The organism is Rothia sp. HMSC08A08, assembly GCF_001808385.1.
GTDB lineage: Bacteria > Actinomycetota > Actinomycetes > Actinomycetales > Micrococcaceae > Rothia > Rothia dentocariosa.
This window is the reverse complement of sequence record NZ_KV793078.1, coordinates 235349-256441: the sequence shown is the minus strand read 5'-3', so window position 1 is coordinate 256441 and position 21093 is coordinate 235349. Positions and strand designations below refer to the sequence as shown.

Below are 21093 nucleotides of genomic sequence, written 5' to 3'. Positions count from 1 at the left end.
AACCCTCGTGACGACGTGTGCCGGACGACGACCCTGCAGGATTACAGGGCAGGCACACGCTGCTAGGTTTAGAAAGGCACCCATGACTTACGTAATTGCACTGCCCTGCGTGGACGTGAAAGATCGCGCCTGCGTTGAGGAATGCCCCGTTGACTGCATCTACGAGGGTGACCGCACACTGTATATCCACCCCGATGAATGCGTGGACTGCGGAGCCTGCGAACCCGTCTGCCCCGTCGAGGCTATCTACTATGAAGATGACGTACCCGAAGAATGGTCCGAATACATTACCGCCAACGCCGAATTCTTCGACGACCTCGGCTCACCCGGCGGTGCCGCGAAGATGGGACCAACCGGTAAAGACGTACCCTTCATCGCTGCCCTACCACCGCAGGGGGAGTAGCTGGCGCATTCGGCGCACCCTCACGTTGAAAACTTAAGACAGGCTAAAGCCCCCGGATCTCGCACGCTGGGAACGGGGGCTTTGCCATACCCTCAGCACTCAAACGCGCGATACAATGACTACGCACGAAAGAACAGCCGGTATCTGCCGGTTTACAACGCCGCACAAGGAGAACCATGCGTGCCTACGGTCTAGATCTACCCGAATACCCCTGGGAAACCCTTATTCCCTACCGCAAACTTGCTGCCGAACATCCGGGTGGGACCATAGACCTCTCCATCGGCACCCCGGTCGATGACACCCCGCAGCTGATTCAGGATGCGCTCACCGTCGCATCCGACGCCCCCGGATACCCGACCACGCACGGAACTGTTGAACTGCGCCAGGCGATCGTAGACTGGTTTGCACGCCGCCGCGGGGTCACCGGGCTAAGCACCGACCAGGTGATGCCTACGGTTGGTTCCAAAGAACTTGTGGCGTGGCTTCCGTTTCTACTGGGACTAGGAACTGACCCCGGCACTCAAGAGCGCGATGTGGTGGTTTACCCGCGCGTGGCGTACCCAACCTACGATATGGGGGCTCGCTTCGCTGGCGCGCAGTCCGTGCCCGCAGATTCGCTTGATGAGCTGCCCGAAGATGTGCGCAGGCGTGTGCGACTGGTGTGGGTGAACTCGCCCGCCAACCCGAACGGCGTGGTGCGTGATGTTGCTGAGCTTCGCGAGATTGTGCGGCAGGCACGTGATATTGGTGCTGTGGTAGCCAGCGACGAATGCTATGCGGAACTCGGCTGGGGCGCGTGGGATGAAGCTCGCGGCGGTCAGCGGGTGCCCTCTATTCTTGATCCCCGCGTATGCGACGGCGACTTTACCGGGCTTTTCGCCGCATATTCGCTCTCAAAACAGTCGAACCTGGCGGGGTACCGTGCCGCGTTTATTGCGGGTGATGCGCAGCTTATGCCTAACCTTATCAACTCCCGCAAGCACGCCGGGATGATTGTTCCCGCCCCCGTGCAGCGTGCGCTGATTGCTGCCCTAGGAGATGAAGCCCATGTGGCGGCGCAGAAAAATAAGTACCGCGCGCGCCGGGAAGAGCTTCTCGCAGCTATTACCGCCGCAGGCGGGCGCGTCGAAAACTCTGAGGCTGGGCTGTACCTGTGGACCACTTTCGGTGAGGATACGTGGGCGTCTATCGAACGTTTGGCCAAGCTGGGAATCGTTGCGGGACCGGGGGTCTTCTACGGTGAAGACGGCGCCGGGTATGTGCGTATCGCGCTGACCGCATCCGATGAGGATATTGCGAAGGCATCCGAGCGTCTTACGGCGAGCGCGGGATAGGAAATGCCGTAAGAGAATAAATACCGCCTGAGAAACAAAGATGCCCGGAACCCCCAGTGCAGGAAGTTCCGGGCATCTTTTATACCGGATGCGCGCCTCCGATTATTTGCGTTTGCCGGGGAGCAAGAACATCTGGAGGGTGGGCGGATTCGGGTTATCGACCTCGCCGGGAACCAGATCCACCTTGCGAACCTTCGAGGAAGTACGTGAGGCGAGGAACGAGGACAGCCAGGTTGCCAGCGCCGTGAGCGCGAAGTTCACGATGACGAAGAGCGCCGCCGCCAACAGAAGGGTCTGCAGCACGTTGCCGTCACCCGAGCCGATGCGTCGTGCGGATGCCAGCAGCTCGGGGTAAGAAATAATGTACCCGAGCGCGGTGTCCTTGAGAATCACCACGAACTGGCTGAGCATCGAAGGCATCATGGCGTTGAAAGCCTGCGGCATAAGAATCGTGCGGAGGGTCTGACCGGGGGTCAGGCCGATCGCCAGGCCCGCCTCGCCCTGGCCGCGCGGCAGCTGTTTGACACCCGAACGCAGCAGCTCTGCAATCACGGATCCGTTATAGAAGGTCAAACCGATCACGACCGCAAGGAACGGCAACTGTGAGGGGTTAATCCAGCTGAACCGGCTGAGGAACAGCCAGAAGAAAATCATCATCATCAGCACCGGAACGGCACGGAAGAACTCAACCACAATGGTGCCGAACCAACGAAGCACGCGGTTCTGCGCCAGGCGTGCCATGCCGAAGATAACACCGAAAGCGATAGAGGTAATTACCGAAATACCCGCCGCCTGTAGGGTTGAAATCAGACCGGGCAGGTAGTAGGAACCCCAAGCTTTTGCGGTGAAGAGGTCGGTCCATTTTTCTGCCTCAAGCTGGCCCTTAGCGCCCATCACGCTCAGCACATAGACAGCGAACGCGATAAAAACCAGAATCGCCGCGATATTGAAGACACGGGTGCGAGCCTTCGCACGGGGGCCGGGGGCGTCGAAGAGGACAGTGGTGCTTGTGGTTACATCAGAATTAAAGAATTTCATCGCTTCACCGCCAATTTACGTGAGGACCAGGTGGTCAGGATGCCTAGAGGCACCACAATCGCCACGAATCCCAGTGCGAAGATCAGGAAGATCGCCAACACCATGTTCGCATCGAACTCAATCATGGACTTCATCATGCCTGAGGCTTCGGCAACGGATGCTACCGATGCGACCGTCGTGTTCTTCGCCAATGCAATGAGCGTATTACCCAGCGGAGTAATAGAGCCGCGCAACGCCTGCGGAAAAATAATCATGCGCGCAGTATCCATGAAGCCGAGGCCGATGGCACGAGCCGCCTCCGCCTGACCGGTGGGAACCGTGTTCACACCCGAACGGATTGCCTCACACACAAAAGATGCGTGATAGATCGACAGAACGATCACGGCATACACGAAGAAGTTCGTCTCAAAATCGGTCGAGAACGACAGCTGAAACTGTGTCCACACGCCCAGTAACGCTAGAGTCATCAGAATCGTCAGCGGGGTGTTGCGGAATAAGTGTACATAGATCGTACCCGCCCAGCGTAGCGAGGGGACCGGGCTGATACGCATCAGCGCTAGGATCGCACCGAGTACGAAAGATCCGATCGCGGCCCAGAACGTTAGCTGAATATTCACCCAGAACGCGCCCACCACATCGTATTTGGCGAAGAGAGCGCCGAGTTGGTCAAAGAATGACATCGTTTTCCTCTCTTCCGTGCCTAAGCGCAGGACGCCGAAGGCTTTGGCGGATTCTTTTCGGTGTTGTAGCTGTAGCCGGTGCCGTCCGTGTGCTTCTTCACCAGGTTCTCCCAGGTGCCGTCTTCTACCATCTCGTTAATAGCCTTATTGATGGCTTCACACTTATCGGTACCCTTAGGCAGGCCAACACCGTACTTCTCAGTGGTGAATGTTTTGCCAACCAGCTTGAGTTTGCCCTTATTCGCCTTGGTCGCGGCAAGACCCGCAAGAATAATATCGTCGGTCGTCACCGCATCTACCACGCCGCCGTTAAGTGCGACCACGCAGTCCGAGTAGCTATTCTGCTTCACCAGGTTCACGTTTTTGGCGTAGGTATCCTGAATTTTTTTGGCGCTTGTCGAACCGGTCACCGAGCATAGGTTCTTTCCGTTCAGGCTATCGGGCCCGGTAATGCTCGTTTCATCGGCGCGCACGAGCAAATCCTGCCCGGCAACGTAGTACGGACCGGCAAAATCAACACTCTTCTTACGGCTGTCGCTAATGGAATAGGTCGCCAGAATCATATCGACCTGACCGTTGGAAAGCATATTCTCACGGTTAGCACTGGGGGACTCTACGAACTCGATCTGATCTTCCGAATAGCCGAGCTTACCAGCAATGTAGCGCGCCACATCTACGTCAAAACCGGTGTAATCCTGACCGTCCTGGTAGCCTAAGCCGGGCTGATCGTACTTAATGCCGATGCGAATCTTAGGTTTAGAGTCCGAGGCGCTGGAGCACCCGGTCAGCGTGAAACCGAGAGCAAGCGCAGCTGCGGTACTCGCGGCGAAAAACTTGGTGGCGGCGCGGTTAAAGAATGATTTTTTCATGGCACACCCCCTAGTGGTCGATGATCTTGGAGAGGAAATCGCGGGCGCGCTCGCTCTTGGGTTTGGTGAAGAATTCATCCGGAGTGGCTTCTTCAACAATCTCGCCGTCCGCCAAGAAGACGATGCGGTCGGCGGCCTTACGGGCGAATCCCATCTCGTGGGTTACGACGATCATGGTCATGCCGTCGCGGGCGAGGGAGACCATGGTATCGAGCACTTCGTTCACCATCTCGGGGTCGAGCGCACTGGTGGGCTCGTCAAAAAGCATGACCTTGGGCTTCATCGCGAGAGCGCGGGCGATAGCGACGCGCTGCTGCTGACCGCCCGAAAGCTGGGCTGGCATTTTTTCTGCTTGGGAATCTACCCCGACCTTGGCGAGAAGTTCCATAGCTTCGGCTTCGGCCTGCTCTTTGGAGAGCTTGCGGATGCGGCGTGGGCCTAGCGTCACGTTGTCAAGGATGGTTTTGTGGGCAAAGAGGTTGAAGGACTGGAAGACCATACCTACTTCTGCGCGCAGCTTGGCGAGCTCGCGGCCTTCTTTGGGCAGTTCTTTTCCGTCGATATGTATAGAGCCTGAGGAAGTAGTTTCGAGGCGGTTGATGGTTCGGCAGAGGGTTGATTTGCCGGAACCGGAAGGGCCCAGAAGGATAATAACTTCGCCTTTATTGACCGCTAAATTGATGTTCTTGAGCACGTGGTTGGTGCCGTAATATTTATTGACCTCGTTGAGCTCTACGAGTGGTTTTTCTGCGGGTGCAGATGCCTGTGTCACGGTGATAACCCTTTCATGTGAGATGCATCTATGACGTGGGTTTCATAAAACGAATGAGATTCTAGCTTACGTCAGGTTTGTAACGGGTATGTAACAGCTGCCGGGTTTTCTGTAAAAATTATTGAAAAATTTATCTTCTGTGCATAGTTATAGTTTTGGTGACTCGAAATAGAGGCCATATAAAAGCAATAAATACCATGTAAATATATGAAACTCACGCAATACTTTATGTTGTTTTTATTGTACTTCAGGTGTACTTACGTAGAGTTAAAAATATAAAAGTCGGGTGTCTTATGCATAAGTTTGCATAAGGCACCCGGCTTAGGAACCTCTCAGTGAGACAATTGGCTAGGCGTCGTAACCATTCGGGTTATTTTTCTGCCAGTTCCAGTGATCGCGCACCATAGTGTCAATATCTCGGGATGCGCTCCACCCCAGATCAGCCAGTGCCGAGGAAGGATCGGCATAGGAAACAGCAACATCACCGGGGCGGCGCGCCACGATCTTATAGGGCAACTCTTTACCGCAGGCTTTCTCGAAGGCATGCAGCACCTCAAGCACCGAGTAGCCGTTCCCGGTACCCAGGTTCCAGGTGTGCAGACCGCCGTGCTCGCTAATGTAATCCAGCGCCTTAAGGTGACCATCGGCAAGATCGACGACGTGAATGTAATCGCGCACACCGGTGCCGTCGACGGTGGGGTAGTCGTTACCGAACACGTTCAGATGCTCGCGACGGCCAACCGCAACCTGAGCGATAAATGGCACCAAGTTGTTGGGAATACCCGAAGGATCCTCACCGATACGCCCGGATTCATGCGCACCCACGGGGTTGAAGTAGCGCAGCAGAGCAATATTCCAGCGGTCATCGGAAGCCGCCAAGTCTACGAGCATGTCTTCGATATGTTCCTTGGTGCGGCCGTAGCAGGACTGTGCATCCATATTCAGCTTCTCGATGAGCGGCATGGATTCGGGCTCACCGTACACGGTTGCGGACGATGAGAATACGATAGAACGACAGTCTGCGGCATCCATAGCGTAGAGCAGGTTCAGGGTACCGGCGACATTCGTCTGGTAGTACCACAGCGGCTTCTCTGCTGATTCACCCACTGCCTTCAACCCCGCGAAGTGGATAACCGCATCCGGGCGGATCTCGAGGAAGAGTTTCTTCATGCTCTCAAAATCCAGCAGATCAACCTTATGGAACTCGGGCGCGCGACCGGCGAGCTCGGCAACACGCTGCAGGGAAGTTTCGGAGGAATTCGACAGGTTATCCATGACGACAACCTCGTGCCCTGCATTGAGGAGTTCAAGAACGGTGTGCGAACCAATGTAACCGGCGCCACCGGTGACGAGAACCTTCATCATTGTCCTTTCGCGGAAGGCGCGAGGCTTTGCCCGTGCTTCCTCATGGTGTTTGGGTGAGTGCTCACCCCGTGATAACGTCGCTTAATATAGTAGCCCGCCCACGATGCGCATGCCGGATTTTCCGTGGCCTGTGAGGCTGTGTTGTGTATGTCTTACCGGTATGCTGACCTGGAGGTTTTTCGCGTATTTCACGTTTGAAAACCATCTGTATCACTTAGCCCCTGATCGGCGTGACTTTTGTGAATACTTTTTATGCCGAAAAGCCGCCCACCGGTCGAACATATGAGACCAATAGGCGACTTTTCGTGTGAAAAATTTAGGGGAGCGGCATTAGTTCAGGTGCAGCGCATCGTTGAGTTCCACGGTGTTCTTGGCACGCGGCAGAACCTCGATTGCACCCGAGACCGAATTGCGGCGGAACAGCAGGTTTGAGACCCCCGAAAGCTCGGCGGCCTTGACCACGCGCGGTTCCTTGCCCGGAATGAGCACGCTCACGCGCGATCCGGCGGTCACATACAGACCGGCTTCCACCACGCAGTCGTCGCCGAGCGCGATGCCGATACCCGACTCCGCACCCAGCAGGGAACGTTCACCAATCGAGACGCGCTGCGTGCCGCCGCCAGAGAGCGTCCCCATGGTAGAGGCGCCGCCGCCCACATCGGAACCGTCGCCCACAACAACGCCCTGGGAAATGCGCCCCTCAACCATCGACGTACCCAAGGTGCCCGCATTGAAATTCACGAAACCCTCGTGCATGACCGTGGTACCGGGGCTCAGATGCGCACCCAGACGCAGGCGGTCGCCGTCGCCCACACGCACCCCGGCGGGAACCACATAATCCACCAGGCGCGGGAACTTATCGATATGGCTCACACTCAGGTGCCCGAGCTTACGAAGCCCCAGCGCAAGTTTCTGAAACTCGCTGGCGAGCACCGGTCCGTGATTCGTCCACGCCACGTTTGCCAGCTTGCCGAACAGTCCGTCCAGGTTGATGCTGTTCGGGCGTACCAGCGTATGCGAAAGTAAGTGCAGGCGCAGGTAAGCATCGACCGCGTCCTCGGGGGCCTCATCCAGGTTGATGGAGGCAGTGCGCACCTCAGTGCGGGCGTTACGTTCGGGGTGGTCGGCGACGAGCGCATCCAGCTCATCGGCGAGAGAAAGGTCGGGGGTCTGGGTTAGCGTGGGGGCGGGGAACCAAGCGTCGAGTACGGTCCCAGCCTCGTTCCCGGCAGCCACGACATTCACCAGTGCGACGCCGGAAGCATAACGGGATTCGGAAGATAGGTTTTCAGACATGCCCACCATTATAGATGCGCTATCGGGCACCGTACAGGGAAAACGCGCGGCCTCCCACGGGTTGAAATGCTAGGGTTGAACACGAAGACTGTTGCGCAACCACGGAAGACCCCTTGATGACCACTTCGCTTGATCTGAACGTTTCGATGCCCGAACTCACCCGCACGCTCCTTGATATTTATTCGGTCTCCGGGGAAGAAAAAACTATTGCAGACGCCGTCTATGAGGCTCTCAGTGCATATCCGCATCTGCATCTCACCCGCGATGGTGACGCTATGATAGCCCGTACCGAATTTGGCCCCCGCAACGGTGAGGAACGTACGCGCATTCTGCTGGCTGGTCACCTGGATACCGTACCTCTGCCCACGGTTGCGGGATCGCTCGGAACCGTACCCGCAAGCATCGTTGAAGATAACGGGGACTGGATTCTCTACGGGCGCGGTGCCACCGATATGAAGGGCGGCGTCGCGGTGCAGCTCAAATTGGCGGCAGAACTGGGCGAGCACGATACCGACTACAACCTCACCTATGTGTTTTACGACCATGAGGAAGTCGCCAGCGAACTTTCCGGCATGGCGCGGCTCATTCGCAACCACGGTGAGCTTCTGACTGACGCTGATTTTGGTGTTCTCTTGGAACCCACCGACGGCACTATTGAGGGCGGATGCAACGGTACGATGCGCTTCTACCTGCGCACCGCCGGGCTCGCAGCGCACTCCGGGCGTGCCTGGAAGGGTGAAAACGCGATCCACAAGCTCGCTGGGGCGCTGCGCGTTCTGGAAGAATACGAACCGCAAACCTACGAGGTTGAAGGGCTTGCGTACCGTGAAGGACTCAACGCCGTGCAGGTTTCCGGGGGAGTCGCCGGGAACGTTATTCCCGATGCTGCCGCCCTGCACATTAACTACCGGTTTGCCCCGAATAAGACCCTGGATGAGGCAAAAGCACACGTCACTGAGCTTTTCGACGGCTATGAACTCGACTTCGTAGACCTTTCTCCAGCGGCGCGGCCCGGATTAGATACCCCGCTGGCGGCATCACTAATCGCGGCTGTCGGGCAGGAACCCAAACCCAAATACGGGTGGACAGACGTGGCGCGGCTCAGCGAGATCGGTATTCCCGCGGTGAATTTTGGTCCTGGCGATGCGCTCCTCGCTCACACCGACAACGAGCACGTGAGCTTCAGCGCGCTTACCCGCTGCTACACCGATCTGCTTTTTTGGCTGCATACCGAAGTCGACGAAGACTAGCCGATAAACCCCACACCGATACAAATACGCACTTTAATATCTCTGCCAGCCGGGCAGGTAGGCTAGACTGAACAGATAGAGTAAATCTATGAGCCGCGATGCACCGCTTACCCGCTGGATGCGTTATTGTACGCAGGCAACGGCGGTCAGCAGCTACTTTGGGTACGCCTTAAGAAACGTCGTGTTTCCTAGGGCAGGCGTATCTGAGGGCTCATAGGACCAGTGAACCGAACATGAACCGAAAAGGTATCCCATGAACATCCTGATCACGCTTCTGGCGGTGGTGGTTCTGATCCTCACCCTGCTGGGAACTTTTGGTCTCACCAGCCAGCGACTATACCCCGGCAAGAAGTTAGCGGCCTATATCGCTCGGGATGGACTAGACGTGTTTGCGGGTAAAACGGCACCTCGGGAGTCCGTAAGCGACGAAAGCACCTTGACCTCATCACCGGTTCTACCTCAACATTCCCGATGAACAATCCCTCTGATAAAACTCCCCAGCAGCACACCACCGTGCCCTCTATTCCCTGGAGCTCAGCGAACAAACCGGCGACGCAGGTTAAACCTGCCAGCGCATCCAGCCGAGATGAGGATAAAAACCCCTCAAAAACCTCTACCCTCAATGCCGATATCACATGGTTGTATATAGCATCGGGGGAGCGTTTGCGCCGTATGGGCGAGGCCTTTCTAAGACTTCCCGCTTGGCTGCAAGTCATGCTCGTTTACGCTTTCAGCCGCGTCTGGGGATTTATTATTTTTTCTGTGGTTGGCAACCAACAGCTGCTCGGTCCCTGGGGCCAGCATCTGGGGTACCTTCCCTTCATTAGCACCTGGGATTCCAGCTGGTACGGGCAGATTGCGCAATCCGGGTACCCGAGTAAGCTGCCCTATGATTCCGCTGGAGCGGTGGCGCAAAATCCCTGGGCCTTTTACCCGCTATTCCCCCTGATCGCTGGCGGTATTAACCGGATCACAGGGATCGGTTACTATCCGGTAGCGGCTACAGTGGCGCTCTTGGCTGGGTTCGCTGCCGCATGGGTTATCTACCTGCTCTTCACCACGAGCCTCAATATTGTGGGTTACCGAGACCAATCGCATGGCGAAAAGGTATCTGAGGCAGCGTCGAGCACCGAAGACCAGAAGGATGTAAAAACCTCACGGCACAATCTGGCGCTCTGGGCGGTTGCGGCGGTAGCATTTCTGCCGGTTGCCCCGGTGCTGCAAGTGCCCTATGCCGAATCCTTAAACCTCGTATTTCTCGTTTGGGTTCTACTGCTGATGATGCGCAAGCAGTATCTGCTCATGATGCCCGTCGCGCTCCTGGCATGCCTGTCCCGCCCGGTTGGAGTACCCTTGGGTGCCACCGCCGGGCTATGGTGGTTCACCTGCCTGATTACAGAGGCTAAGGCACAGCAGCAGCGCCGTCAGCGTGGCGAAGACCAAGAAGGATTCGAGAGCGTTTTCTTACGCAGCCTGCCGCAGCTTGGCAGTGCCCTTTTCATCTGCTTCTGCGCGCTCATTTGGCCAATCTACGCCTGGCAAATAACCGGTCGTATTGATGCTTACACCGCCACCGAAACCGCCTGGCGCCAGGGCGATCTTGCACCCGTGGCACCCTGGATTTCTCAGGGTATAGCATACTTCGGGTACTTCACGATCCTCCTGTTCCCGCTCCTGATCGTGGGGTATGCAGCCTTTCTGGCAAGTCCGCTCGTGAAACGGGTTCTCGCAAGTCCCATCATCCTCTGGTGCGCATGCTATGGCGCCTATCTACTGATTTTCCTCAACCCACAGTCTTCAACTTTCCGGCTGCTTCTGCCCCTCTTTCCACTCATGCTTCCCATCGTGGCGATATCCTCTTCGCGCGCTTACCGGTGGCTGCTGATTGGTTCCGGGGCCCTTCTGCAGCTTGTCTGGGTGGGCTGGCTGTGGCATTGGAAGCAACTACCGGGCGGCGGGGACTACCCGCCCTAAACCGAACGCTATACCCAGGCGCATCCCGGCGAGAGCTTACGGCGGGATGCGCATCACATATAGACGATAAAACCGTGCGGCTCAGTGCGAAACACCTCATAAAAGCCTTCGTGGCAATTCCCGTCGCACTCAAGATGCTGGTACTCTATATCTTGTGTTTGGTATTAGTGGCACTGAGTTCGTCGTCTTAGCCGTTCTCACGTTCTTCGTGATCGGCCCCGAACGCATGCCCGAATACGTGCGCCAAATCAAGGAACTCATCAAAACAGTTCGTCGAATGGCCTTCGACGCCCGAGACGAGTTTAAAGATACGCTGGGGGATGCAACACTCAACGAAATCAACTGGCGTCAGTATGATCCCCGTCAGTATGACCCCCGCGTTATTGTGCGCGAAGCCTTCGCGGAAGACGATGCAGAACGGGCACGTGAAGCTAAAGAACGCTCCGAAGCGAACAAGCCCGCCGCATCAAATCTAAACCGGCTGCCGCGCGGTGCCTACGCTCCCTACGATACGGAAGCGACCTAAACAAGGCTTAGATTCTATGGAAGATCCCCTAGCCCTACGGCAGGGGATTTACTATGTGCGAGGCTCTAGCGACAGTCACATAGATAAAGCCTTGAGAATCATAAAACTTCAGCAAAAACATCACCTAACTTCCGAGATACCGCACCGCCCAGGAGAATACGCTGATGAGCGAAAGCCTTGATAGCCCCACGTATGGTGAGGCGGAAAAACCACGGGACCCCATTTCACCGCTAAACCCGCGCAGGGCAGAACGTTTTAATCCCACTCGTTTTACCTTACATACCGGCGGCCTCTCCTTTTTCGACTCCCTCGGTACTTCCACGACTGCTGCTCTGCGCCGGGTGGCGCATCGTTTTGCTGCGTTACCAGCCTGGACTCAGGTGCTGAGTATTTGGGCACCCAGCCGCCTATGGGGTTTTATCGTTTTCTGGGTCGTCGGTATGCAGCAGGTTGCCGGTCAGCAGAAAATAGGCGACGGCCATGTGCCCACCCTTCTTGAATATTTGGGGTGGTGGGATGCCGAATGGTATGAACGGATTTACAAGAACGGATACCCCGTCCAACTACCCATATACGATAACGGAGTTGTTGGGCATAATACGTGGGCTTTCTTTCCGGCCCAACCTACTATTGCAGGGTTCATAGCCGATACCACAGGTATTCCTTTTGCCCTCAGCACCGTGATGCTCAGCGTAGTGGTGAGCTTTGCCCTCGCATGGGTCATCTATCTGCTCTTCGTGGGATGTCTCAACTGGCGTGAGCACGGAGTATTCGAGATTCGTGCGAGCCAGGAATCACCGCATCGTTCCCTGGCACTATGGTCGGTTGCCGCCTATGGTTTTTGCGGGCCAGCGGTTATTTTTGGAACCGGGTATGCGGAGTCTCTGACCATTTTCGCGATCGCCCTGTTTATCCTACTTTTGGCATACGACCGGTACCTTTGGGCTATACCGGTGGCCTTCCTCGCCACACAGTCCCGACCCGTCGGCGTGCCCCTCGGCGCGCTCGCGGGTATATGGTGGCTGTATTGTGTGACCTCTGAATACTGTGTTCGCCGCGCGGCTGGTGGGTCTTCGCCCCTCAGCACTGGGCAAGCCTTGATGGGCGCGTTTGCGGCACGATCCCTGCACCTTATCAGCGCCTTGATCGTGTGTTTCTTCGCCCTGGGACACGCACTTCACGCGGCAATTGCGACTGGGCGAATAGACGCTTATCTTGCCACTGAAATAGGCTGGAGCGGGCGTACCGTCGATGATGGGCAGCACTATGTGGTGCAATGGGTTACCAACCTGAATACCTATTTGCCACAGTGGAACATGTGGGCTGTTGCCCTGCTGGTTGCCGTAGGCTTCTTCGCCTATTTCTGCTGGATTTTTTCACGTAGCACCCGCTCTCTGCTGCATCCCGTCATGCTGATCTGGTGTGCTGCCTATATGGTTTATCTGGGGGTCTTCTGGCTTCCGCAGACCTCAACATTCCGTATTCTGCTGCCTCTTTTCCCACTTGCGCTCGTGCTCATGAACTATGGAAAAGACTCCAGGGCGTACCGCTGGCTTTTGGTGTTCTTCGGGCTTGTTTTACAGCTGATATGGGTAGGTTGGCTGTGGCATAGTCATGGTCCGGGGGACTTGAATATACCCTAATGCTTTTGCCCTTTGAGTGTTTGGGTGGGTGGTCCCCGGTATGCTCTTGTCCTAAACCCTGAGGCGTTTGGTTGCGCATAAGTATGCTGGGCATCGAGAATACGAATCTCAATGCCCAGCATACTTATATTCTTGTGAGCTCTTCTGCGAGCTATCCGAGAAACTCTATACGATTAGCGACAGCGGCTTGCCCGCCAGGGAATCCTTGCGGTGCAAGAGCTGTGCAGCAATATTCTTAATTTCTACAGAAGTTGCTGACTCCGGGTAGCCCCACACCACGGGCATGCCCTCATCACCGCCGGTACGCAGGGCAACATCAAGAGGAACCGAACCGAGCAGCGGCACCGAATAGTCCAGCGCCTCGGTCAGACGTTTCGCCAGATGTTCGCCGCCGCCTGAACCGAACATCTCTAACACAGTGCCGTCGGGTAGAGTCATCGCCGCCATATTCTCGATCACGCCCACCACCTTTTGCTGTGTCTGCAGGCTGAGGGTACCGGCACGTTCGGCGACATCCACCGCCGCATGCTGCGGGGTGGAGACCAGAACCAACTCGGCGTTGGGAAGCAGCTGTGCCATTGAGATCGCAATATCGCCCGTACCCGGGGGAAGATCAAGCAGCAGAACATCGAGCGCGCCAAAGTGAACGTCAAGAATGAACTGTTCAAGCGCCCGGTGCAGCATCGGTCCGCGCCAGGCGACGGGCTGATTATCCTTGAGAAACATGCCAATCGAAATAACTTTCACAAAACCGCCGGATGCGCCAGCCGCCGACTCGTGCCCGCCCGTATCGTCTTTACCCCGTACCGAGGCGGGAACGTCTACGGTCGGGGGAATAATGAGGTCATCCAGTCGGGTGGGGGCTTCCGTAATGCCCATGAGCCCCGGGATTGAGAAGCCGTGCACATCCGCGTCGATAATGCCGACGGCAAGACCCCGCGAAGCAAACGCCGCCGCGAGATTTGCGGTCATGGAGGATTTCCCCACGCCTCCCTTACCGGAAACCACCCCGAAGATGCGGGTGAGCGATCCGGGCGCGGTAAAGGGATTGGTGCGTTCGGGCTTGAGCCGGGTTTTGAGGGCGCCGCGCTGTTCGGAGTTCATGGCACCAAGCTCAAGCTGCACGCGGTCGATACCGGTGACGGTGGCAGCCGCCTCGCGCACTTGGGCGTCAATTGTGTTCTTGAGCGGGCATCCCTCAATGGTCAGCAGAACTTTCACCTGGGCATAGTGCCGCTGCGGGTTGTCTTCTTCGGCGAGAACCCGGGCATATTCCACCATGCCAAGTTCGGTGATAGGACGGCGCAGCTCGGGGTCTTCCACGCGCGCGAGCGCCGCCCAGAGCGCATCCTCCAGGGGATTGTCGGGTGCCGGTTCGTTCTTGCGGGAACTATCGTGCGGTGTGGCGTTAGGGCTACTCATGGTATCTCCTCAGCGCGTTCATATGAGGGTATATATCGTCGCGGTAACGATGCCGCACCGGGCGATAAAAACACCGCCGCTTAGATGATTGGCTGCGGTGCTACTATCATGCGCGTTTGCGCATTATTTGTCTAGGCTGGTGTTCTGCGAGCTTAAGAGCTTAACCGGGTTGCAGAACACGCTTTAGGATGTGGGTCATTCGCCTTTATGCGCCGTTGATGCCTTGGCGTTGGGAGAGTCTTCAATAGCGGTGGCGTGCTTCTCAGATTCGGGGTCAGCCTCGGTTTTTTCTTCCCCGTCCAAGTCTTCAAGTTCTTCGATATCGTCGCCAATATCCTGCAGCTGTTCGGCTTGGCGTTCCTGCTCTTCTTGAATAGATTTCAGCTCTTCCAAAATATCCCGAAGCTCGCTGCGTACGAAGTCGCGGGTGGCAACCTCGCGCAGGGCGATGCGCAGCGAAGCGATCTCGCGCGTCAAATACTGTGTCTCCTCAAGGTTTTGCTGATCGCGTTTGCGGTCCTCGGAGGCAACCACGCGTTCGCGGTCATCCTGCCGGTTCTGCGCCAACAGCAGCAGGGGAGCGGCGTAGGATGCCTGCAATGAGAGCATCAGAGTGAGCAGGGTGAAGTTGAGGCTTCGCGGGTCGAACTGCAGCTCTTCGGGGGCGAGCGTATTCCAGCCCAGCCACACTCCACAGAAGACGGTCATCCACAGCAAAAATTGAGGTGTACCCATGTACCGGGCGAACGCCTCAGTCATACGTCCGAAAGCGTCCGGGTTCGGGTTGTACGCAAAAAGCTTGTTCTTGCGCTCTGCCGGGGTGCTCAGTTGAGACTCAGCGCGGTTACCGCTCCTGCTGGTTTCCCGGGTGTCGCGGCTGCGTTCGGCGTATTTCTTTTCGAGACGGTCTTTGAGGATGCGCGCTTTATCGATCCTCGGATTTTCCTCGTGCTTCAGGTTTTCGTTGCGGCGGTTCTGATCAGACAAAGCGTCGCCCTACCTTTCGTACGGGGGTTCCGTCGTCGAATGTGCGCCAGTCTTCGGGCAGGAGCGCATCGAGTACGTCGTCAATCGTGACCGCACCGACCAAGCGGTGAGATTCGTTCACGATGGGGATAATGGTCAAGTCGTAGGCGGCGAGTACGCGCGCTAATTCCGCAAGACTTGCCTGGTCAGAGACCGGCTCGGTGTCTGTGTCTAGAATGTGGCCGATCGATTCGCTCGGCGGCACCCGTAAAAGCTGCTGCATGTGCACCAGCCCCAAATATTTGCCGGTCGGCGTTTCGAGGGGCGGTCGGGCCACCAAAACCGCGGCAGCCATCGCGGGTGAGATTTCTTCGGCGCGAATATGCGCCAGCGCCTCGGCAACCGTGGCTTCGGGGGAGAGGATAATCGGTACCGGGTTCATGAGTGAACCGGCGGTGCCCTCGTCATATTCGAGCAGGCGGCGCACATCGTCTGCCTCATCCGGTTCCATGAGTTCCAGCAGCTTTTCACGCTGCACGTCGTCGAGCTCAATCAGCAGGTCGGCGGCGTCGTCCGGTTCCATCTCTTCAAGAACCTGCGCGGCGCGTTCGTCTGCTAGGTAGGAAAGAATTTGTACCTGGTCCTCTTCGGGCAGCTCTTGAAGCACGTCCGCCAGGCGCTCATCCTGCAGCTCCGCTGCGATTTCGACCATGCGTTTATCGTTCATCTCATGGATCGCATCGGCAAGGTCGGCAGGTTTAGAATTTTCGTGGTTCGCCACGAAAGCGGTCGCGGCCTGCGGCTCCAGCTCGGTGGAGAGCATCGCCTGATCCCAGTCCACCACCAGGGTTTCTTTGGAGCGGCGGCGCCACCCGCTGGAACTACTCACACGGGATACGAAGAGTTCGGTCACACCCCAATCTCCGTTGCGGCGCTGTTCAATGGCGACGTCTTCGATCACGGCATCCCCGCTGCCGTCGAGCAGGCGCACACGACGGTCGAAAAGTTCGCCTACCACCAGAGTCTCGGAGTTGCGCTGTTCAAAGCGGCGCAGATTCACGAGCCCGGTTGAAATAATCTGGGAGGCGTCGATGCTGCGCACACGAGTCATTGGCATGAAGACACGCTTTTTGCCGAGCACCTCAATAATGATGCCTACAACCACAGGCTCGCTGCCTTTGCGCAGGTGAGCACCAGCCGCCAACGCCGCGCCAAAACCGCGCTTGAGTACGACCACATCACGCAGGCGACCGAGGCGGTCACCGAAGGGGTCGAAGACATCAAGACCGAGCAGGCGGGCGATATAAATTTTGCTTGGGGCGCTGAATTTAGTATTGCTCACTCTATCTAGGGTACGCTGTGAACCCCGAATACGCACTTCACCAGTGCTTAGGCACGCTACGAGTCATGACCGGTGCGGGTCTGCAGGCCCTAACCGATGTGTAAAATTTTTCTATGCGTAGGGAACTAAGCCCATCGCAAATATCCCGCCCCCTGCGGGTTCTCTGCCGGTAAAATATAGGGCATGACTCAGATGCCTCCCAATATGCCCCCGTCTTCTTATTTAGCGTCTCGCCTGGCGCAGGCCAACGGACAGCTTATGCCTCAGGGCGAACCCGTGGCAGCCTTCAGCCGCCGTGAAGAAGCCTTCGCTGCTTTTGATGTGCTTGCCGCCGCGAACTACCCCGTCACAGCGCTCTACCTGGTGAACGAAGGACTCAAACAGGTCGAATACCCCACCCAGCAGGGGTACGGCCGTCCGCTTCTGGTCGCTCTTATCCAGGGTATTCTTGCGGGCCTGTTCTACTCAGCGTTGGTTTCCACCGCGGGCACGAACTTCTGGGCTGCCGCCTCGTCAGCCGTGCCGATCGCTGTTGCGGTCTTCGTGGTTTGGAAAATTTTTGAGCTTCGCCGCGGCGGTTCCGGTCGCTATCCGATGCGCGGTGAGGCAGTCCCGGAACGCACCATAGTCTACGCCCTGAGTGATTATTCTTCGGAGGCGCGGCGCATCCTCTCGGCAAACCCGCTGTTCCAGAAGGCGGTAGCTTCGGCATCCTCGGGAACACCGAGTGCAGGTACCGGGTTGCCCCATGCCGCCAGCCCCTATGTCTCTTATACACCAACGTCTGCCGGTGAATCTTCGCAGGCTCCGAGCACCCCGTCGACTGTGACGGATCAGCAAGGCGGCTACCCCGAAAACCGCGATAGCGCTGCCAAGAACCCGAATCCCGAGCAAGCGGATGCGGACGGACAACAGAGCAGTGCGGCACAGGAGCTTCCGTGGCAAAGCCCAGCCGGTGGGGATTCCCAGGCGTCACAAACCGCTGCATCACAGACTGCCATGCAGCAAACCCAGCCCGACGACTCTTCTGAGCAGTCTTCGCCCGCCGCCGACACCCGCGAACGCAAGCCTCAGGCACCAGCAGCACAGCGGTTCGGTCTGCGCATTGACGACCCTGAAGAATATGCCAAAACTATCCGGCAGGCCCCAACTCGTGAGACTCCTAAGCCCAAGGGAGTCAAGGAAGACTAGTTTCCAACGCCACAGAGGCATCTGACACAACAAAAAGTCCCCGCAGCCAAGACAGTACTGGCTGCGGGGACTTTCGTCTGCGAAACTAAGAGACTACTGGGCGAGCTTCGCCATCCACGCCTCAATCTCTTCAACCGTGCGGGGCAGCGCCGCCGAGAGGTTCACATTGCCGTCCTCGGTGCACAGCACGTCATCTTCCAAGCGAATACCGATGCCGCGGTACTCCTTGGGAACAGACAAATCCTCATCCTTGAAGTACAGCGCGGGTTCAATCGTGAAGACCATGCCCGGCTCCAAAGTTGCGCCGGTGTACAGCTCCGCCTTCGCCTGCGCGCAGTCGTGCACATCCAAACCCAAATGGTGGCTGGTGCCGTGCGGCATCCACCGGCGATGCTGACCACCCTCAACCGTCAAAGAAACCTCAGCCGAAACGGGCAGCAGTCCCCACTCCTCCAGACGATGCGCCAGCACCTCCATCGCGGCATCGTGAATCTCATGGAACTTACGACCCGGCACAGCGACCTTGAACGCTGCATCCGCAGCATCCAACACCGCGTTATAGACCTTCGCCTGAACCTCGGTGAACTTGCCGTTCACCGGGAACGTGCGGGTTACATCGGCGGTGTACAGGGTATCGTCCTCAACACCGGCATCCAGCAGCAGCAGCTTGCCCTCATCCACGGTACCGTTATTGCGAATCCAGTGCAGAATCGTCGCGTTATTCCCGCACGCCGCAATCGTGTCATAGCCCAGGTCGTTGCCGTCGGTACGTGCCACCGAGAAAAACGCTGTCTCCACCACGCGCTCACCACGATGATGCGCCACCGCCTTCGGAAGCTCACGCACGACCTCCTCGAAGCCCTTCACCGTCATATCGACCGAACGCTGCAGGTTCTCAACCTCGATTTCATCTTTAATCAGGCGAGCCTCAGAGAGCGCCACCGTCAGCTCAGAATCGAGCTTATCGGATTCCTCCAGCGCAACGCCCGTGTTATACCGGGAAGTATCAACCAGCGCATCAATGGAAGGATCAACCTCACGCACCAGTCGAATACGCACCCCGCCCAACGCCTGAGCCCCGGCGTTCTTCGTAATCGCAACTTCAAGCTCCGAAAGGTCCTTCGTCCGCACACCGTAACGCTCTGAAAACTCCTTGAGCGTGGGGCGCGGACCAACCCAGAACTCGCCGTAGCGCGCATCCGCATAAAACTGCGTGGTATCACGGCCAGCCAACGGACGGAAATACAGGGTAACCTCATGGTTCGAGCCGTTATCACCGGTGCCCTCATCCACAGGCTCAAAAACCAGTACGGCGTCAGCCTCATGATCAACACCCAACCCGGTCTGATGCGCAAACGCCGAATGCGGGCGGAAACGGTAATCGCAATCGTTCGAGCGAACCTTCAGCGGTCCTGCGGGCAGAACCAGACGCTCGCCCGGGAACTTTTGGGAAATCTTCTTACGACGTTGCGCCGCAAAATCGGCAACGCGTTCGCGGGTATAGCCATCATCGGCAGCGGGCTCCCAGTTTGATGCGATGAACTCCTGAAAAGCTGATGCTTTGGGGGTATCGCGGTGATCTGTTGTTGGAGCTCCGGTGCTCTTCTTCGTATTTTCAGTCATAGTTGTATTCTATCCCACGCGCCGCGAGAAATCGCCGGTATGCCGCCGCTATTTTCCGCGGGAAAACGCCTTGAGCAAGGCGCTATCGCGGGTGAGGCGAACGTAGGGTGCGTTAGAGTTAGAACTATGACCGAACGTTACGATCTGCATATTCACTCCGCAATTTCCGATGGTACTCAGCCGCTTATCGAATTAATTCCGCTTATTCGTAAGGCGGGACTGATAGGATTCGCGCTTACCGACCATGACACCGCGTGCGGATGGTCGCAGGCGGCCGAGCTGGCGGGGGAGTACGGGCTGGATTTTCTGCCCGGTGCCGAGTTTTCGTGTCGTTATACGTACCGCGATGAGCAGGGACGAGAGCGTACTAAGAGCGTGCATCTGCTGGCCTATGGGTATGACCCGCAATCCTCCGAGTTGGCGCAGCGAGTTGAGGAAATTCGGTGCTCGCGTGCGGGGCGGGCACGGCGCATCGTTGAGCTGCTATCCGCAGACTACCCGCTCACCTGGGAGCATGTGCAGGAACAGACGGGTGAAGAGAATGCATCGGTGGGACGCCCCCATATTGCAGATGCGCTGATTGCCGCCGGAATCGTCGCCAGCCGTGAGGAGGCGTTCGGTCGTATTCTTTATGCGGGCTCACCCTACTATGTGCCGCAAGAGAGCATGGACCCACTGGAGGCGACCCGGCTGGTGCGCGCGGCGGGCGGTGTGCCGGTGGTGGCGCATCCGATGAGTGAAAACCGTGGGCCTGCGTTGCCGCTTGAGTACCTGGGTCAGATGGCGGATGCGGGCCTCGCCGGGATCGAGGTCTACCATCGCGAAAATTCTGAGCCGAACCGTGCGCGTCTGCTGGAATTTGCGCGCGGTCGCGAGCTTTTGGTGACAGGTTCCAGCGACTATCACGGCGCGGGCAAACCAAACCAGCTGGGGGAGAATACCACTGCCCGCGAAACTGTTGAGGCGATCCGCGCCCAGATTCGCAGCTAAAGCTCGCCGCCGACAACTAAAGTAATCACTGTAAGTCGTACACTTTGCCGCATATCGTACGGTTAAACCCTACGAAGATGCAGCAAAGTGTACGGGTTTTACCCTACCTGGGAATATATTTGACCTTGTGCGCAAAGTTGAAAGAGACAGTCCTGTAGACTAAAACAGGCATACGCTCTTACAAAAGAGCGTTCTATAACCCCATACTGAAAGTAAGTAACGTGTTGGATTTCGACAATTTGGTGGTCGAATTCGGCAAGGATGTGAAGAAAAATCTAGAGGGAAACGAAGGCGAGCCTGAGGCCCAGCTGACCAACCCGGTTTCTCACTTCCTTAAAGGCTTCGGCGACTTGCATAATCTCAGCGTTACTCTCGTCCGCGAAACCTCTATTACGGTCGCGGGGGGGGG

General features: G+C 57.2%; 20 protein-coding genes. 10 read left to right on the top strand and 10 right to left on the bottom strand.

Going from position 1 to position 21093, the window contains the following annotated elements:
* Window positions 1-82 precede the first annotated feature (82 nt).
* Window positions 83-403, top strand: coding sequence for a ferredoxin (fdxA, locus tag HMPREF3164_RS08660; protein ID WP_004005129.1), 321 nt, complete (start codon window positions 83-85; stop codon window positions 401-403).
* Between the two features lie 176 nt (window positions 404-579).
* On the top strand, window positions 580-1737 hold the full coding sequence (gene dapC, locus HMPREF3164_RS08655) for a succinyldiaminopimelate transaminase (RefSeq protein ID WP_070450491.1): 1158 nt from the start codon (window positions 580-582) through the stop codon (window positions 1735-1737).
* 102 nt (window positions 1738-1839) lie between these two features.
* Here the strand turns inward: dapC and HMPREF3164_RS08650 are convergent, their stop codons facing one another.
* The 6 genes from HMPREF3164_RS08650 to dapD all read right to left on the bottom strand — a co-directional run bounded on the left by HMPREF3164_RS08650 (window position 1840) and on the right by dapD (window position 7766).
* Window positions 1840-2775: an amino acid ABC transporter permease gene (locus tag HMPREF3164_RS08650; protein WP_048754174.1), complete on the bottom strand. Its 936-nt coding sequence runs from the start codon at window positions 2773-2775 to the stop codon at window positions 1840-1842.
* On the bottom strand, window positions 2772-3455 hold the full coding sequence (locus HMPREF3164_RS08645; RefSeq protein WP_048754175.1) for an amino acid ABC transporter permease: 684 nt from the start codon (window positions 3453-3455) through the stop codon (window positions 2772-2774). The genes HMPREF3164_RS08650 and HMPREF3164_RS08645 overlap by 4 nt, the downstream gene beginning before the upstream one ends.
* Before the next feature lie 20 nt (window positions 3456-3475).
* The gene (locus HMPREF3164_RS08640; protein ID WP_004005124.1) at window positions 3476-4324 is read right to left on the bottom strand and encodes a glutamate ABC transporter substrate-binding protein; all 849 of its coding nucleotides are present in this window, start codon (window positions 4322-4324) and stop codon (window positions 3476-3478) included.
* Window positions 4325-4334: 10 nt separating this feature from the next.
* A complete protein-coding gene (locus HMPREF3164_RS08635) occupies window positions 4335-5096 on the bottom strand; it encodes an amino acid ABC transporter ATP-binding protein (RefSeq protein WP_004005123.1) in 762 nt (253 codons plus the stop codon).
* Window positions 5097-5444: 348 nt separating this feature from the next.
* Window positions 5445-6458, bottom strand: coding sequence for a UDP-glucose 4-epimerase GalE (galE, locus tag HMPREF3164_RS08630; RefSeq protein WP_048753021.1), 1014 nt, complete (start codon window positions 6456-6458; stop codon window positions 5445-5447).
* A 333-nt stretch (window positions 6459-6791) separates the two neighbouring features.
* On the bottom strand, window positions 6792-7766 hold the full coding sequence (dapD, locus tag HMPREF3164_RS08625; protein WP_070450488.1) for a 2,3,4,5-tetrahydropyridine-2,6-dicarboxylate N-succinyltransferase: 975 nt from the start codon (window positions 7764-7766) through the stop codon (window positions 6792-6794).
* 107 nt (window positions 7767-7873) lie between these two features.
* On the opposite strand from dapD, the gene dapE reads away from it, so the two are divergent.
* The 5 genes from dapE to HMPREF3164_RS08600 all read left to right on the top strand — a co-directional run bounded on the left by dapE (window position 7874) and on the right by HMPREF3164_RS08600 (window position 13150).
* Complete coding sequence (gene dapE, locus HMPREF3164_RS08620; protein WP_070450485.1) at window positions 7874-9007, top strand: succinyl-diaminopimelate desuccinylase; 1134 nt, start codon at window positions 7874-7876, stop codon at window positions 9005-9007.
* Between the two features lie 253 nt (window positions 9008-9260).
* Entirely contained in the window at window positions 9261-9482 is a 222-nt protein-coding gene (locus tag HMPREF3164_RS08615; RefSeq protein WP_070450482.1) for a hypothetical protein, read from the top strand.
* Window positions 9479-10981: a hypothetical protein gene (locus tag HMPREF3164_RS08610; protein ID WP_070450479.1), complete on the top strand. Its 1503-nt coding sequence runs from the start codon at window positions 9479-9481 to the stop codon at window positions 10979-10981. Before HMPREF3164_RS08615 ends, HMPREF3164_RS08610 begins: the two co-directional genes overlap by 4 nt.
* Window positions 10982-11135: 154 nt before the next feature.
* Window positions 11136-11507 (top strand): twin-arginine translocase TatA/TatE family subunit, encoded by a 372-nt coding sequence (locus tag HMPREF3164_RS08605; RefSeq protein ID WP_004005117.1) that lies wholly within the window; start codon window positions 11136-11138, stop codon window positions 11505-11507.
* A gap of 164 nt (window positions 11508-11671) precedes the next feature.
* Window positions 11672-13150 (top strand): hypothetical protein, encoded by a 1479-nt coding sequence (locus HMPREF3164_RS08600; RefSeq protein WP_070450476.1) that lies wholly within the window; start codon window positions 11672-11674, stop codon window positions 13148-13150.
* Between the two features lie 165 nt (window positions 13151-13315).
* On the opposite strand, the gene HMPREF3164_RS08595 is transcribed toward HMPREF3164_RS08600, so the two are convergent.
* The 3 genes from HMPREF3164_RS08595 to HMPREF3164_RS08585 form a co-directional block, all read right to left on the bottom strand.
* Window positions 13316-14572, bottom strand: coding sequence for a P-loop NTPase (locus HMPREF3164_RS08595; protein WP_070450473.1), 1257 nt, complete (start codon window positions 14570-14572; stop codon window positions 13316-13318).
* 195 nt (window positions 14573-14767) lie between these two features.
* On the bottom strand, window positions 14768-15559 hold the full coding sequence (locus tag HMPREF3164_RS08590; RefSeq protein WP_070450470.1) for a DUF1003 domain-containing protein: 792 nt from the start codon (window positions 15557-15559) through the stop codon (window positions 14768-14770).
* Window positions 15552-16880, bottom strand: a complete 1329-nt coding sequence (locus HMPREF3164_RS08585) for a magnesium transporter MgtE N-terminal domain-containing protein (RefSeq protein WP_004005110.1) — start codon at window positions 16878-16880, stop codon at window positions 15552-15554. Before HMPREF3164_RS08585 ends, HMPREF3164_RS08590 begins: the two co-directional genes overlap by 8 nt.
* Before the next feature lie 183 nt (window positions 16881-17063).
* Here HMPREF3164_RS08585 and HMPREF3164_RS08580 point away from each other — a divergent pair, with 183 nt between their 5' ends.
* Window positions 17064-18071, top strand: coding sequence for a hypothetical protein (locus HMPREF3164_RS08580; RefSeq protein WP_070450467.1), 1008 nt, complete (start codon window positions 17064-17066; stop codon window positions 18069-18071).
* A 93-nt stretch (window positions 18072-18164) separates the two neighbouring features.
* Here HMPREF3164_RS08580 and HMPREF3164_RS08575 read toward each other — a convergent pair whose 3' ends face one another.
* Complete coding sequence (locus tag HMPREF3164_RS08575) at window positions 18165-19694, bottom strand: aminopeptidase P family protein (protein ID WP_048754182.1); 1530 nt, start codon at window positions 19692-19694, stop codon at window positions 18165-18167.
* 126 nt (window positions 19695-19820) lie between these two features.
* Here HMPREF3164_RS08575 and HMPREF3164_RS08570 point away from each other — a divergent pair, with 126 nt between their 5' ends.
* On the top strand, window positions 19821-20684 hold the full coding sequence (locus HMPREF3164_RS08570; RefSeq protein ID WP_048779447.1) for a PHP domain-containing protein: 864 nt from the start codon (window positions 19821-19823) through the stop codon (window positions 20682-20684).
* 221 nt (window positions 20685-20905) lie between these two features.
* Window positions 20906-21093: hypothetical protein (locus HMPREF3164_RS11215; RefSeq protein ID WP_168160764.1), on the top strand; the 188-nt coding region annotated here is incomplete at its 3' end.

Excerpts from the sequence above, each read along its gene's own strand:
- fdxA (WP_004005129.1), top strand. The coding sequence starts at position 83 with ATGACTTACGTAATTGCACTGCCCTGCGTGGACGTGAAAGATCGCGCC.
- dapC (WP_070450491.1), top strand. The coding sequence starts at position 580 with ATGCGTGCCTACGGTCTAGATCTACCCGAATACCCCTGGGAAACCCTT.
- HMPREF3164_RS08650 (WP_048754174.1), bottom strand. The coding sequence starts at position 2,775 with ATGAAATTCTTTAATTCTGATGTAACCACAAGCACCACTGTCCTCTTC.
- HMPREF3164_RS08645 (WP_048754175.1), bottom strand. The coding sequence starts at position 3,455 with ATGTCATTCTTTGACCAACTCGGCGCTCTCTTCGCCAAATACGATGTG.
- HMPREF3164_RS08640 (WP_004005124.1), bottom strand. The coding sequence starts at position 4,324 with ATGAAAAAATCATTCTTTAACCGCGCCGCCACCAAGTTTTTCGCCGCG.
- galE (WP_048753021.1), bottom strand. The coding sequence starts at position 6,458 with ATGAAGGTTCTCGTCACCGGTGGCGCCGGTTACATTGGTTCGCACACC.
- dapD (WP_070450488.1), bottom strand. The coding sequence starts at position 7,766 with ATGGTGGGCATGTCTGAAAACCTATCTTCCGAATCCCGTTATGCTTCC.
- dapE (WP_070450485.1), top strand. The coding sequence starts at position 7,874 with ATGACCACTTCGCTTGATCTGAACGTTTCGATGCCCGAACTCACCCGC.
- HMPREF3164_RS08615 (WP_070450482.1), top strand. The coding sequence starts at position 9,261 with ATGAACATCCTGATCACGCTTCTGGCGGTGGTGGTTCTGATCCTCACC.
- HMPREF3164_RS08610 (WP_070450479.1), top strand. The coding sequence starts at position 9,479 with ATGAACAATCCCTCTGATAAAACTCCCCAGCAGCACACCACCGTGCCC.
- HMPREF3164_RS08600 (WP_070450476.1), top strand. The coding sequence starts at position 11,672 with ATGAGCGAAAGCCTTGATAGCCCCACGTATGGTGAGGCGGAAAAACCA.
- HMPREF3164_RS08595 (WP_070450473.1), bottom strand. The coding sequence starts at position 14,572 with ATGAGTAGCCCTAACGCCACACCGCACGATAGTTCCCGCAAGAACGAA.
- HMPREF3164_RS08580 (WP_070450467.1), top strand. The coding sequence starts at position 17,064 with ATGACTCAGATGCCTCCCAATATGCCCCCGTCTTCTTATTTAGCGTCT.
- HMPREF3164_RS08575 (WP_048754182.1), bottom strand. The coding sequence starts at position 19,694 with ATGACTGAAAATACGAAGAAGAGCACCGGAGCTCCAACAACAGATCAC.
- HMPREF3164_RS08570 (WP_048779447.1), top strand. The coding sequence starts at position 19,821 with ATGACCGAACGTTACGATCTGCATATTCACTCCGCAATTTCCGATGGT.